The organism is Propionispora hippei DSM 15287 (genome assembly GCF_900141835.1).
Classification (GTDB): Bacteria; Bacillota; Negativicutes; order Propionisporales; family Propionisporaceae; genus Propionispora; species Propionispora hippei.
Genome location: NZ_FQZD01000013.1, coordinates 90,368 through 104,396 on the forward strand (window position 1 = coordinate 90,368; position 14,029 = coordinate 104,396).

Here is a 14,029-nt window from a genome sequence, read left to right on the forward strand (position 1 = left end):
AGTCCCTTGCGATCCCTCTTTTTCTTTTTATCTCTAACAATTTTCTATTTCACTCTGTGTGCATCCCCGCCGGTCAGGTGCGTTTCGGTATATTTAGTAGGGAGTTCAACTTGTCCGGAACGCTTCAATTCTTGGTACAAGGTTTCCCGTTGCTCCTCAGTCAGCTTTAGAACTTCGGGGTTAACTTCCGTCCATTCTTCCATATGGCTCTTGGGCATATCGCACCTCCTCCTTAATACTACATTTATTATGTCCAATATTATATCCAAAGGCATATGAAAATCCTGACAAAAATTTGTAATAACAAAAGAGCGGCACTTCCCTAATGGGAAACCGCTCTTTGCTATTGTTTCATATAAACCAATGCCTTGTCGCGCACTTGGGACAATTCGCAATATAAGTTTTTACCGGGGCATAAGGTTGCGTTCAAGTCCCGGTGGCCCCGTACGCTGCGATTATCCGGGGAAAGCTGATAGGTGTGGCTCAAAGCCGCCACCAGCCTGGCGGCTTTGTCAAGCTGAATGTCGGTAGGCGCAATTTCTTCAAAATTGCCGTCCAGCACAATGCCAATAGAGGCTTGATTAAAGCCATATGTATGGGCCCCTACGGTATCTCTGGGACGCCCCCGTTCTATCGTACCATCCTGGTGGACAACGTAGTGGTAACCAATTCCCGACCAGCCGTTGCGCAAGTGAAAGCGGTGGATTTCTGCCGCCGACTCGGCGGCGGCGCCCATGCCAACATGGTGGATCACAATCAAATCTGTGACTTCCCTGGTCGCCAGAGGACCAAAGGCCAGATTAGTCTCCTGAATGTCTAAATCTCTTTCTTTAATAGCCGTCGGACCACTGAAGCTTCCCGCGTCAATCCTCAGACGGCTCCTGCCGGCGCGAAGCACCGACGGAATCAGGGCATACCGCAGCTCTGGCAAAACCGCCTGGTTCCTGGCAATCAGCCGGACAGAGCAATCCTGCGCATTGACTGCTTTCACTTCTACCTGCTTAATATATGGATTGTCGTATTTCATTGCCCCGGCGAAATCACCGGGCTGGCAGTTTTTTATCAAAAACAGGAAACCAACGGAAGACTGCTGCGGAATAATTTCAGGAATACTCGAGATCAACAGCTCGAACCGGAAATAATTTTGATTGCTGCCGTCCGGGTTCTCCAGCCCAGCCTGGACACTTAACAGCTTAGCCGGCTGCTCTTTAGCCAAAACCTTATATATATCCAACAAATTTTGTCCGAACCAAAAGGCTGTACATGCGCCAAAAGTACTTTGCAGAAATTTTCTCCGATTCATCTAATAAACCACCAATTCTATGTTACTTTATTCCATTCTATTTCGCTCTGATTTTCCATATCCCTGTCAGCGCTAAACAGGTAAAAAATAGTAATGCAACAAAAAAATAACCGCTGATACAGTATAATCAGCGGTTATTAGTCCTGCTAACAGGGTAAACGGCGAATCACGGCAAACCACATTTTGGGTCCTCCTGCCGGAAAGGCTTCGGAATGTTCGGCCAAAAACGCCGGATTGATTTCACCAACGACTTGCTGGATCGACTCAACCTCCCAGCCATCCGCAAAAATATCGGACAACTCCTGCCTGGAAACGCCCCCTTCCGGAGCCTCTTCGGTAAAACTCAGTAAGAAAAGTCTTCCGCCCGGCTTTAACACATGGGCCAATCCCTGCACATACAGTTTTTGCTCCTGCTTCTGTTCCGCTCCCGTATATACATGAAACAGACCACTGTCAATCACGCTGGAAAAACGTTCGTCCCAATTGACCAGCGTCATTGCGTCTTTCACCAAAAAACGTACGGATAAATCCTTGCCGACGGCCTTTGCCTGAGCCAGTTGAATCGCTTTTTCCACAAAATCAATCCCGGTAACATCAAGTCCCTTAGCGGCAAAGAAGATTGACGTACTGCCAGTACCGCAGCCAACATCAAGCACGGGGCTTTCGATTTGGTCGCTCACCGTTAAAAAAGGCGTCTGGGGTCTGCCAATGTCCCAGGGAGGAGCCGCCTGATAGTGTTCCACAAAGCCTTCATGAGCTGAGCTATAGTTCTTCATTGCCTCTGGATCGTATTTCATAATTTTTCACTCCTTCATAAAGTAATAGCTGGAGAAAAAATAAATCAGCCTGTTAAAACCGTTCTCGTGGCCATTCGCCGAATCTTCTACGGCGATCATCAAAGTCATGCGGGTGCTGCCAATGCTCAGGAAACTCCTCTGGCTCACAGGCAACTGTTTTTTGCAGCGCACCAATGACCCGCTCCAGATAACCGGCCAGCACTTCCTGTTCCTCCTGGTTTAAGCACTGAAACATATCGTCGGCAGCAAGCTCTCTGGCCCGCCGCTCCTCGCTTGCCGCAGCGGCTGCCGCTCCTTCGGCGGTTAACTGAATTTCCATGGCCCGCCGGTCTTCAGTGGAAGGCGTCCGGCGAATATAACCATTCGACTCCAGCTTAGCCAGCAGCTCTCCCATCGATTGCGGTCTTATACCAAGTAAATAGGAAAGTTTCTTTTGACTCATTTCCGGCTGCAGCTTAAGCAACGCCAAAATTCTGCCCTGACCGCGAAACGGATCATGGTGCTGACTGGCTCCCATTTGATGGTGTTTCTGCATAAACAAGCGGCTAAGCAGGATAAACTTTTCCGTCAAATTGTAACTTGTTTTCTCCATTGTACTCATCCTTTTTAGATTTTATTAAGGTACCTTATATATATAATACAGGTACCTTAATAAAATGTCAATCTGTTATTTACTGCCAAATACCCCTACTTTTCCCGTCAAGAATGCCGTCACCTGAGCTCAGGACAGCGGTGACGGCATTATTTGTGCCATTTTATTATTCCTGTGTTTTTGCTTGCTTACCTGAAGAAAAATTTCTCGAGATGCCGGCAGGTTTGAAGCACCGTTTAGATCAAACGGTATTTTCTAAGCAGTTCTTCCAGCACCGTACCCGAGATTTTCCGCAACATTTTTTTCTCCATTACGTGCAATAAGAAAGGCAGCTTTATGTCAGTCAGTTTTCTGCCGTCCATCATCTTAGACATCGCGTCCAACAAGACCCGGACATCGTAGCAGGAAGCAAAAACCTCCGGTACCCCCCTGTCCACATCCAGCAGCGTATACACTGCCTCCATGGCCGTCCGCACAGAATACTCGGTGGTAAATACAGTATCGCGCACCGTATCGGCAAACTGTCCGATAAAGGCAAAATTCACACTGCCCTCCGGTACTACCTTCGGCCTGTCGCCCGCCTTCCGGGGCATGAAGAAGGCGGTAATATACGGCATCATACAGGGAATACAATGGGCCGAACGGGCAGCCAAATCGGCAATCTGCTGTTCCGGTACTCCCAGGTGGTACAGCCATTCCTCTACAATCTCCCTGCCGGTACATTCTCTCATCGGTTTTTTGATGTAATTGCCGGGAACATCGGTAAATAAGCCGTAAAGCCAGATAACCAGTTGTTCTTTAGGCTGCTCCTTAAAGTGGGGCTGACGGTTTAAGGTATAGCTCATCAGCCAGTTTGAGTCCTTTACGGTAATAATCCCGCCGGTAACAACCCTGCCGCTAAAAGGATCACGCTTGGCTATTTTCTGAATATAAGGAGGAATCCGGTCATCAAGAGTGGTAATAGTGGCCGATTCCCAGTTGGTGGCTTTTATATCGGTGCAAAAGACATCTGGGTTTCCAAACGCCGGGTCCTGCCGGGCAATACGGCGCCAAAGTTCCCAACAGCCTCCGGTAGCTGTATTCAGTCTGGGCGCATAGTGATCATCGCCATAGGTAGAGTTTTCCGTACAGCTCCCGTTAGTAATAAAGACCAGATCATTTTCCGTCAATTCGATGACTTCTTCCCGGTCATCACGCTGATAGAGAATTTTACCGGCTGTCTTTTTGGTGCCGCAGATGTCAAAAATTACATTGACGACTCTGCTGTTATAGTGAAACTGCACCCCATGGGCGGCGAGATAGGAAACCAACGGGCGAATCAATGATTCATACTGATTGTATTTAGTGAACTTCAAGGCTGAGAAGTCGGGAAGACCGCCAATATGATGAATAAAACGCTGAAGGTACAGCTTCATTTCCAAGGCACTGTGCCACTCTTCAAAAGCAAACATGGTCCGCCAATAGAGCCAGAAATGGGAGCTAAAAAATTCGTCCGTAAAAACGTCGCATATTTTCAAATCATACAAATTCTCGTCGCTGGTCATAAAGACTTTCATAATTTCCAGCGCAGCCTTTTCACTTAAGCCGAATTTCCCGTCCGTATGAGCATCCTGCCCGCGCTTTTCCGTCACTCGCATGAGCGAATAATTAGGGTCCCGCTTGTTCAGCCAATAAAATTCGTCCAACACCGATATGCCTTCCGTCTCCAGCGAAGGAATCGACCGGAACAGGTCCCACAGACATTCAAAATGGTTCTCCATCTCGCGACCGCCGCGGATGATAAACCCTTTCTGGCTGTCATGAATTCCGTCGCAGGCACCGCCGGCAATCGGAAGCTCTTCCAGAATATGAATACGATCCCCTTGCAGCTGTCCGTCCCGGATCAGAAAGCAGGCGGCCGCTAAAGAAGCCAACCCGGAACCGACAAGATAGGCCGACTTATCATCCACACCCACCGGTTTCTGAGGCCGGGCAAAGGCCTCATAATTTCCACTGCTATAATACAAGCTGCATCCTTCCCTTCTTCATTCACTCAGATTGAGTCATCAGTTCTCGCGCGACCAGACAAAACTCCATCGTAAACCACACTGTAAATAATCGGAAATTCATTACATTGTGCAAGCTAGCTATTGCTACTGTTCATTATGTGCAGTTTGAAGGAAAATATTTAACCCTGTCACAGGAACCCCTGCACCGTACTATTTTTATCCGTTCCGCCCCCGAGGATAAGAAATTCATTCCTTCTCATCAATAAAATCAAATAACCCCTGCCGGATTTCTTAAAATCCAGCAGGGGTTATTTTCCCGGTACCTATTCTGCCTGTACAAACCGCTCCGGATAAGTCCAGCCGCATTGTTTGCCCCAGGTTTCCAAAACGGCAAACACCGGCAGCAGCCCTTTTCCCAGCTCGGTCAACGAATATTCAACCCTTGGCGGGATCTCGTTGTACTGATGCCTGTTAATGACACCGGCTTCCTCCAGTTCCTGCAAGGTCTGAGCCAGCATGACATTGGAAATGCCGTTTAGCTGACGCCTCAGCTCATTAAACCGGATTACCTCCTGTTTGGCTACTTGCCAGATGACATGCATCTTCCATTTTCCACTTAGTAACTCGATGGTATATTCAATGGGACAGGGTATCGACGAGAGTTCACGTCTTTTCATAATAACCTCCGCTCAGTAATTTCAAGTAAGTTTTTATTAAGTATGTAATAAAAACTTTAGTACTTGTTCACTTCTTATCACCATGCTAGTATTATAACCAATTAGACATATATTGTAAATATGAGGAGTTGGTTATTGTGAAAATTGCGTTAATCGGAGCCACAGGTTTTGTCGGCTCTCAACTGGTCGGTGAAGCGCTTAGCCGAGGCCATCAGGTGACGGCCATCAGCCGGGACACCAGCAAATTGACCTGCCAGGACGAAAAACTGTTCCCTCTCGCGCTGGATATCAACGATACCGGCGCACTGACCGCTTTATTCAAGCAGCAGGATGTCGTCATCAGCGCGTTTAACTCAGGCTGGAAAAACCCTAATCTCTATGAGGATTATAAGAAAGGCTACGCCTCCATTCTGGCAGCGGCCAAAAACTCCAGGGTAAAACGCATTCTGATTGTAGGCGGCGCGGCAAGTTTGATCCTCCCCTCCGGCGAAAAGGTCTATGACGTACATATCCCGGAGGACTTTAAAACAGCAGTCCGGGGTCCGTTGGAGCTGCTGGAGGAACTGCGTCAGGAAAGGGAACTGAACTGGACCTTTATCAGCCCGGCTCCCAATTTGACCGCCGGCGACAAGACCGGACACTTCCGGCTTGGTAAAGACAATCCGGTCACTGACGAAAAAGGGGAAAGCCGTATTTCGGTGGGTGATCTGGCTGTCGCCATCCTGGATGAAATAGAAGCACCGCAATTTATCCGTCAGCGCTTTACCGCCGGCTATTAAAGGGCGCAGCAGGTCTGCAACAACGAATCCCCCAGCCATAGCTGATCTATGGCTGGGGGATTGTCCTGTACTCAGTTAGATACTTCGGTCCGTTGGCCTTTAGTGATACGCCACGCATCAATCAGGCTGCCGCTTTGCTTAAACGCTTTAACTGTCAGGGAGTTGTTCTCTTCTTCCACGGTCAAATAGTTCGGCTCGTCCTGCGGGTTATAGAAAAAATCGTTCCACTCGCGGGCAATGGAATCAGCATAGGTTTTGCTGCCGCTGCGGCCGGTGGCAACGTAAATGGTTCCCTGGGCCGGACTGTCCGCCGGTGTACCGCCAAACAGCGGCGGCGTATGAGCATACACATGATCATGGGCGGTAAACGCCAGATCGGCATGGTATTGCTCGATAATCGGGGCAAAGGCGGTCTTTATGACTCCATTGCCTGCAGCCTTGTTGTTATAAGGCGCCCGATGTAAAAAAACCAATTTCCATTTTTGCCGTGCAGCCGCCAGATCCTGTTCCAGCCATCGCTTCTGCTGCTCCAGCATGTCCGGCACAAAACGGCCTTCCTCGCCAATCTGGGTATCCAGCATCACAAAATGGATATCACCGTAGTCAAAGGAATACGCCTGTCCCTTCAGTCCCGCCGGTCCATTCAACGGCAGCTTGAACTGGGCGGTAAACAAAGCCGGCATGGCAAGCTTTCCCCCCGGTCCATAGGTTTCGTGATTGCCCACCAGCGGCATGCAGGGTATATTCTCTAACACTCCCTGGCTCGCGTTGAACCAGGCATCCCACTGGCCATAATCTTGTCCCACATCAACCAGATCGCCCATATTGATAAAAAAGGCGGCGTCCTGATTCGCCTGATAGGCCTGCTGCAGGGTGGTGCGCCAGGTATTGTAGTTAATGCTTTGGGAGTCGCCGAAGATCATAAACTTCAACCGCTGGGGCCTGTCCGGTGCCGTAGCAAACTGATGCGGTTCACTCCAGGCTCCTTCACGGCCTACTCGATAGGCATAGCTGCTGCCCGGGTTCAGCCCGGTAAGTGTAGCCGTATGAAGGGTAAGCGTTCCCCAATTGCTCTCCACCTGCTCTACCTGGGCCGGCAGCGTCTGCTTTTCTTCCGCTTTTCCCGGCAGGACGGGCCAGTACTGCACCTGCCCGCCCTGTGTCAAGGCATCGGTTTTCCAGGTAATCGTCTGGGTTGTGCGCGGATCACCGGCCCAGGTAAGCGTAATATGGCTTGGCAAGGCCGCCGCTACTGCCAATTGAACAGAAAATCCGCTACTGACTGCCGAGACTGCCAGCAGCCCTGCCACGAAAGTAAAAATGGTTAATCCTCTGCGCAGGCTCTTTATTATTCTCACAATAAACCTCCCTAAGCTCCCCGAAACACGAATACTAACGCAGGTCCTGCTGAAGGTGCTCCTTGCCATGGTTATAGATAAACAGCGCGGATAGGAACAAAGTACCCAACTCCGCCACAGGCACCGTCAGCCAGATACCTGCCGTTCCCCAGATGAGCGGCAGCAGCAGCAGGCACAGGCCGATTCCCGCCATTCCCTTACTGATCGCAATGACAATGGCGTTCCGGGGCTGACAGATTGCGGTAAAATAGCCGGAAGCAACAATGTTCAAGCCGTTTACCAGGAAAGCGAAAGCGTACAGCTCGGCGCCATACACGGCAAAGGAAAACACCTGCTCATGCTTCGCATCAAGAAAAAGTACGATAATGTCTCCGGCAAAAGTGGAAATAATCGCAAACATTCCGACGCCAATCAGAAATGCCGCCAGGGCGGCCAGCTTTAGCGCTTGTTTCACCCGCTCCATACTGCCCCGGCCGTAGTTATAGCTAAATATAGCGCCCACTCCGTCCGCCAAACCCAGCAAAATGTTATTTGCCATAAACGATAAGTAGCTGATGGCCGTAAAGGCGGCAATCCCCATTTCCCCCACATAGCGCAGCAGCGTAAGGTTAAACAGAAAAGTGGTTACGCCTGTACCGATTTCCGTCAAGCCCTCCGGTGAACCGGTGGCAAGAATCTGATATGCCAGGGCTTTACTGACTCTGCCCTGACGGAAATTCACCGCGGTCTTCCCCAGTACAAAGGGTAGCAGCGCCAGCAGCAGGGCCACACTATAGCCTACTCCCATAGCCAGGGCGGCGCCCCGAATTCCCCAACCGGCCTGTACAATGAACAGGTAATTACAGGTCATATGGCTAAGCACCGCCGTAGTCAACACCTGCATCGAATAGAGCGGTTTGCCCATGACCTTCAATACATAGTCCAAAACAAACATGACGCCCAGACAGGGCAAAAACCAGCCGGTGTAGTGAATGTAGGTGGCTGTCAGCATCAGCAGGGCCTCGCTGGCTCCCAGCAAGGCCGCTATGGGTTTGGTAAACCCGACAGCGCCGGCGGACAGCAGCCCCATGACGCCCAGCATCAAGCAGACAGCCGTCTTAAAGGTATCCGCCACCGCCCGGCTGTTTCCCTCGCCCAATTGCCGGCCGATCAGACTTTGCGCGCCAATACCGATAACCACCCCAACCGCAATGCTTATACTCAAAAAGGGCATAGCCAGCGTTACTGCGGCTAACCCCTCCACGCCGATATAGTGGCCAACAAAAAAGCCGTCAATGATCGTATTGATTCCCAGAAATACCATGCCGGCCACCGAAGGAATCGTGTATTTTAAAAATAAGGTTGTTATTTTTTCCTGTTCCAGCCTGTTTTGCTGCATGGTTATCACCTCATCTACGATGATAAACCTTGGAGCAGCTCAAAGGTCAAGTTTTATCTGCCGGCAGCCACACTTCATAATAGTCAAGACCATCCCGGTGTACGCTGGCTATATACCGGCCGATCAACGGTCCGCTGATCTTTCTTTCATTCGCCTGCAAATGCTCCAGCGCCTGCCCCAGCCCCTCATGCCTGGGTTCCTCATAGTTCGTGCCCAGCACTGTATAGAGATATTCTCCGGCGGGAAAAGCGGTAAGCTCCTGTTGCTCCGCTGCTGTCAAAACATCGAGGTTCACCGCCTCCACGCTGATCCCGATCTGGGCCGAGCAGAAAGCAGGCTGGCTAAGCAGCGCTTCCTGTGATACGAAAAGAGTGTACTGCACCCGGTCAGCCAGCCAGTCTTCCTTTCGGTATTTGCGCAGCATGTCCACCAAATCCTCCGATTGACCGCTAACCAGCTTATAGCTAAAGCCCGGCGCGGCAACAAAAGCATACTTGCCCAGCCAGGCTTCGCACAGCTTGTACTGCTTGGCCGCCTGACTAATGGATTGCTTTAGTCTCAATAGTTCCTGTATCCGGCTCTCGACAATGCTTTCGTTTCGGTCAAGAATATGCTTGATATCGCCAATCCCCATTTGGGTTACCATCTGCTTAATCTCTTTGACCGGAATCTCCATGTTCCGGAAAAACAAAATATCCATCAACAAAACGATTTCCTCATAGGAATAATAGCGGTATCCGTTATGGCTCTGCTTATGCGCCGGCAGCAGGCCGGTCTTTTCATAATACCGCAGGGTATCGGTCGACACCTCGAACAGCTTGGCCACTTCACCGATAGACCATTTTTCATTCATCGCATTTACCTGCTCTTTCCGGGCTTTGGCTGCCACATTACTTAGTATGCAACAAAAAGTCCGCTACCTGCCTTCAAGCAAGCGGCAGATTGGCCAACTATATGCCGGAAGGCGCAACGGCAAGCTGGGCTGTCATATTCCAGCGTATCCGTTCGTCCCAGTAATCCGGTGCTACCGTAACGGTGTAGGTCATATCGCCGCGCTTTTTCTCACCGTAGGGTCTGATACTTTTGACTTTTCCGGCAAGAGTAAGGTCCGGTATGCCGTCAAAGGTTACGGTCACCGGATCGCCCGGCTTTATTCTGGCAACCGTCAGCTCCGTCAAATCATCACTGCGAATTTCCCAGGCACTCTCATCGGCAACCCGCACCAGTACGGTACCGGCAGCGGCATATTCACCGACCTTACTGTCCAAATAAGCCACCTTGCCGCCGATGGCCGCTTTAATTTCGGTTTTATCAAGCAGTCCCTGGGCTTCCACAAGCCGGGCTTGCTGGGTTTCCAGTTCAGCCTGGGCCTGCGCCAAAGCCGCCCTGTTGCGGTCCACAGCCGTGACTGCCTGATCAAGCTGCTGCCGTGATGTTGCCCCAGCCACTGCCAGCCGCTGCTGTCTGGCAAGCTCCCGTTCGGCATCAGCCAGGTTTACCCGGGCTTGCTCCACCGCCGCCGCGGTCCGGCTGATATCGGCCCGGGTACTGCCAACCCTGGCCTGATAATCCTGCCGGACCAGGCGGATAATCGGCTGTCCGGCTTTTACCAGATCGCCCTCCTGCACCAGTATTTCACCGATGGTGCCCTCCACCGGCATGACCATTTGCGCGTATCGGACAGGAAAGACGATGCCTTCTGCCAGCACCCGGTTGTCCGCCTTTACCGGCGCCAGTCCGTTCTTATCCGTCTGCCTCCCGGCCATAAACCACCAGCCTCCGCCAGCGAGGACAAAAAGCATGAGCAAGGTCAACAGCCAATGCCGTTTAAGCCAGCTCACGGCTGTCCGGCTTCCGCTGTTTTTTCCACCATCCAGTTCATTTCCTTTATTCATAACCTAACACCTCCCGCACGCTAAGTCTGGCTGCATTACGGGCCGGAATCAGACTGGCCGCTACCGAAAGCAACACCGAGACTACCAGCCAGATTCCCACGCCCCAAAAACTAAATGAAAATGTCAGCGGACTTTGCATAAACATAACCCCCACCTCATAGCTGAGCAATGCGGCTACCGGCAGAGCCAATACCAGACTGAACAGCCAGCTTAAGACACCGATGCACAAGGCTTCTACGACAAAGATTCTGCCAATGGTACTGCTGGAAGCGCCAATCGCCCGGATAATGCCAATCTCCCTGGTTCGTTCCAATACGTTGATTCCCATGGTCCCCATCAGGCCCAAAGCGCCTACGATCGCCAGCAGGATAGCCATCAGCAGCAAAAATACAATCAGTATGTCAAACTGGGAGCGGATGCGTTGCTTCTGTTCCCAGGTAATATCAACATTTTGTACCCGCAAATTGTTTTTCTTAAGATGCTCCTCGAGCCGTCTCCCCAGTTCGGTCTGTTCTTGCGGATTGTCCGTTCCGGCTGTAATCTGGACGGATCTGGCGCCGCCCGCCTCCTGGATGGCACCGCTAAACCAGGAATAGGGAGCATAGGCCAGCGGCCCGGTCATCGTACTTTTAGCAATACCGACTACGGTAAAGGTAAGCTTACGGGTGCCAATCTTGATGATCGCCGGGCTGCCGACAGTAAGCCGGGGACTGTCTTTTAGCGTTTCCGTATTCACCACAAGAGCGCTCTCATCCTCAGGCACCAGCCAGCGGCCTGCAATCAGTTGGGGCTGAATCATTTTACTACCCACCGGCGGCGCTAAAATAATGACATTCTTACTGGCATCGTCTTCCGCTTCCTTACGCCCGCTCTGCAAAATCCGCCCGGAAGTAAAACCCCAGGCCTCCGCCGCTTTTACGCCCGGAATCCGCAGCACCTCATGCTCAATTCGGGCGGCCCGGTAGTTCTCGGTAAATCCCACTGAAATATCATAGCGAAAATAGTCAAGCGCTTCATCCAAAGTAGAGTAAAGGGAGGAACGAACGGTAAACACTGCCATGAATACCGTTCCGGCTATTGTCAGTGTCAATAGGGTAAGTGCCAGACGCCCTTTTTTACGAAAAGTATTCCTTAACGAAAGCAGCGCGGGCCGTGATACGTTCTTCAGCTGTTCCAGCAGCCGGTCAATCCAGCAGTCCAGGCGACCTTGAGCGCCTGCGCTGCCAATACCATAATCGCTGATAGCTTCCCGGACTGTGATTCCCGTCCCCCGCCACACCGGCCAAACGGCGGCTAGCGCCGGTACCCCCAGCGCTGCTACCGCTTCCAGCAGCAGCACTTTACCGGGCAGCTCCACCCCGCCGGAGTCAAAATTAAAGACCTGGGCCATAAATCCGGTTACCATACTGGCGGCCAGCGCCCCTAACGGTGCGGCAATTACCAACGCCAATATGCCATAGACGCCAACCATGGCCAAATACATTCTTAGAATTTGATCCCGCCTGGCACCGATGGCCTTCATAATTCCGACTTGCCGGATCTGTTGTGTCAAAATAGCCGTTATCGTATTCACCAGCAAAAAAGTACCTAACAGCAAAGACAAGATGCCCAACACGGTCAGCAGCAGGATCAACGCATTCATAATGCTTTGCAATTGATGTTCACCCGGTTTGTTTACCTGCAGCCAGAACACCGTCGTATCGCCTTGCTCCAGCTTGCTCCAGGCCCGCCTCCCCACTGCTTCGATCGGCGCCGTATCCTTGCCCTTAAGCACCCATGGCTCCACAACAAAGTTCACCTGGTCCAACCGGCGTTCTTCGTCCAGTTTTTCCAGTGTATCCATACTGATATAGCCATAGGAACGGCCGCTGAACATGCTGGGAATCTGACTGGGATCATAGACCGTACCGGTAATTTTCAGCGTACGCTTGTGTCCGTCCGAGGTTTCCACCTGAATGGTGCCGCCTTGCGTCACTCCCAGTTCGGCCAGAGAAGAACGTTCCAGCAAAACATCCCCGTCCCCCGGCGGCCAGGCGCCTGTCTGGCTCTTAATCCGGTTCACCTTCTGCCTGCTGTAGTCGGGGATGGCGGTCAGAAACATCTGCCGCCACTCGCCGCCGGCCGTCCTCACCCGCAGATCAACATTACGCCGTCCTTCGGCCTCCTTTACACCGCGCAGGCTTCGTACGCTGTCAACCAGTTCCTGGTCAAAGGGATCGGCGTACAGACTGGCGCTGGCCGGCGCCGCCGACCTCCAGCTTGCATCCAGATCCCGTTCAAACATTAAATACGCACTATAGACCATGCCGACGGCAAATACGCCAACCGTGATAGACAGTACCACCAGCAGGGTCCGCAGCTTATTTCCCCACAGATCGGCCAGTACTTTACGCCACCGTGGCCCCCACAAGGTATAGCTAACCACGGCTGGCACACTCCTTATCCCCGTCCGGCAGTATCTGGCCATCATAAACTGTCACAATCCGGCCGCTGCGACGGGCCAAGTCATTGTCGTGAGTGACCATAAGAATGGTTTTGCCCCCGGCAGCAAGCTTCTGGAAAAAGTCAATCACACTGGTAGCCGTGCGGCTGTCCAGATTGCCTGTCGGTTCATCGGCTACCAGCAGCGGCGGATCATTGGCCAAGGACCGGGCAATAGCCACCCGTTGCTGCTGTCCGCCGGACAAATTGGCCGGCAGCTTATGCGCCTGTTCCCGCACACCTACCAGTTCCAGCAATGCTAAGGCCCTTGCCGGTCTTTCCGTCCGGCTGTACATCCCGCAAAAATCCATGGGCAGCATAACGTTTTCCATCACCGTCAGGGTAGGCAAAAGCTGAAAAAATTGAAAGACCACACCTACCGTCCGTCCCCGCCAAACAGCAATCTGATTTTCATTCAGTGTATGCACAGGCATGCCGCTGATCCAGACTTCGCCGCCGGTGGGCCGGTCAATACCGGTAATCATATTGATTAAGGTCGATTTGCCGCTGCCCGATTTTCCCACCACGGCGACAAACTCACCCGCCTTTACCGACAATTGGATACCTTTTAACGCTTCAAACTCACCGGCTCCGGTAAAATATGTCTTGCTCACTTTGGTCATTTCCACTGCCGCCATCCCGGCCCGGGGTTGCGGCAATTTAGCTTCCATTAATCCTGCCAGCCATTTTGCAATCATAACTTCCTCCGTCTTTTCTTAGGCCCGTAAATTCTCAGACACGCCTCCGCCGCCTTGCCTCGCGAAAAAACTCCCGCAAATTT

13 protein-coding genes are annotated in these 14,029 nt (G+C 51.7%); 1 reads left to right on the forward strand and 12 read right to left on the reverse strand.

The genetic code is table 11. From position 1 onward, the window contains the following. Positions 1-44: 44 nt before the first annotated feature. From F3H20_RS19885 to F3H20_RS09480, 6 genes are all read right to left on the reverse strand, one after another. On the reverse strand, positions 45-218 hold the full coding sequence (locus tag F3H20_RS19885; protein ID WP_188128263.1) for a hypothetical protein: 174 nt from the start codon (positions 216-218) through the stop codon (positions 45-47). Positions 219-343: 125 nt separating this feature from the next. After that, complete coding sequence (locus tag F3H20_RS09460; RefSeq protein WP_223191705.1) at positions 344-1,303, reverse strand: peptidoglycan recognition protein family protein; 960 nt, start codon at positions 1,301-1,303, stop codon at positions 344-346. 146 nt (positions 1,304-1,449) lie between these two features. After that, complete coding sequence (locus F3H20_RS09465; protein WP_149734685.1) at positions 1,450-2,100, reverse strand: class I SAM-dependent methyltransferase; 651 nt, start codon at positions 2,098-2,100, stop codon at positions 1,450-1,452. A gap of 52 nt (positions 2,101-2,152) precedes the next feature. Beyond that, positions 2,153-2,692, reverse strand: coding sequence for a MarR family winged helix-turn-helix transcriptional regulator (locus F3H20_RS09470; RefSeq protein ID WP_149734686.1), 540 nt, complete (start codon positions 2,690-2,692; stop codon positions 2,153-2,155). A gap of 236 nt (positions 2,693-2,928) precedes the next feature. Next, complete coding sequence (locus tag F3H20_RS09475) at positions 2,929-4,698, reverse strand: oleate hydratase (protein ID WP_149734687.1); 1,770 nt, start codon at positions 4,696-4,698, stop codon at positions 2,929-2,931. Between the two features lie 305 nt (positions 4,699-5,003). Continuing rightward, positions 5,004-5,357, reverse strand: coding sequence for a winged helix-turn-helix transcriptional regulator (locus F3H20_RS09480; RefSeq protein ID WP_149734688.1), 354 nt, complete (start codon positions 5,355-5,357; stop codon positions 5,004-5,006). A 137-nt stretch (positions 5,358-5,494) separates the two neighbouring features. Between F3H20_RS09480 and F3H20_RS09485 the strand changes: the two genes are divergently transcribed. After that, entirely contained in the window at positions 5,495-6,136 is a 642-nt protein-coding gene (locus F3H20_RS09485; RefSeq protein WP_149734689.1) for an NAD(P)-dependent oxidoreductase, read from the forward strand. A 71-nt stretch (positions 6,137-6,207) separates the two neighbouring features. On the opposite strand, the gene F3H20_RS09490 is transcribed toward F3H20_RS09485, so the two are convergent. The 6 genes from F3H20_RS09490 to F3H20_RS09515 form a co-directional block, all read right to left on the reverse strand. Then, positions 6,208-7,494: a purple acid phosphatase family protein gene (locus tag F3H20_RS09490; RefSeq protein WP_149734690.1), complete on the reverse strand. Its 1,287-nt coding sequence runs from the start codon at positions 7,492-7,494 to the stop codon at positions 6,208-6,210. A gap of 34 nt (positions 7,495-7,528) precedes the next feature. Beyond that, on the reverse strand, positions 7,529-8,872 hold the full coding sequence (locus F3H20_RS09495; protein WP_149734691.1) for an MATE family efflux transporter: 1,344 nt from the start codon (positions 8,870-8,872) through the stop codon (positions 7,529-7,531). Between the two features lie 46 nt (positions 8,873-8,918). Beyond that, positions 8,919-9,725: a MerR family DNA-binding transcriptional regulator gene (locus F3H20_RS09500; protein ID WP_149734692.1), complete on the reverse strand. Its 807-nt coding sequence runs from the start codon at positions 9,723-9,725 to the stop codon at positions 8,919-8,921. Positions 9,726-9,822: 97 nt separating this feature from the next. Then, complete coding sequence (locus tag F3H20_RS09505) at positions 9,823-10,767, reverse strand: efflux RND transporter periplasmic adaptor subunit (protein WP_149734693.1); 945 nt, start codon at positions 10,765-10,767, stop codon at positions 9,823-9,825. Further along, a complete protein-coding gene (locus F3H20_RS09510) occupies positions 10,760-13,192 on the reverse strand; it encodes an ABC transporter permease (protein WP_149734694.1) in 2,433 nt (810 codons plus the stop codon). Before F3H20_RS09510 ends, F3H20_RS09505 begins: the two co-directional genes overlap by 8 nt. Then, complete coding sequence (locus F3H20_RS09515) at positions 13,185-13,946, reverse strand: ABC transporter ATP-binding protein (protein WP_149734695.1); 762 nt, start codon at positions 13,944-13,946, stop codon at positions 13,185-13,187. Before F3H20_RS09515 ends, F3H20_RS09510 begins: the two co-directional genes overlap by 8 nt. Between the last annotated feature and the right edge of the window lie 83 nt (positions 13,947-14,029).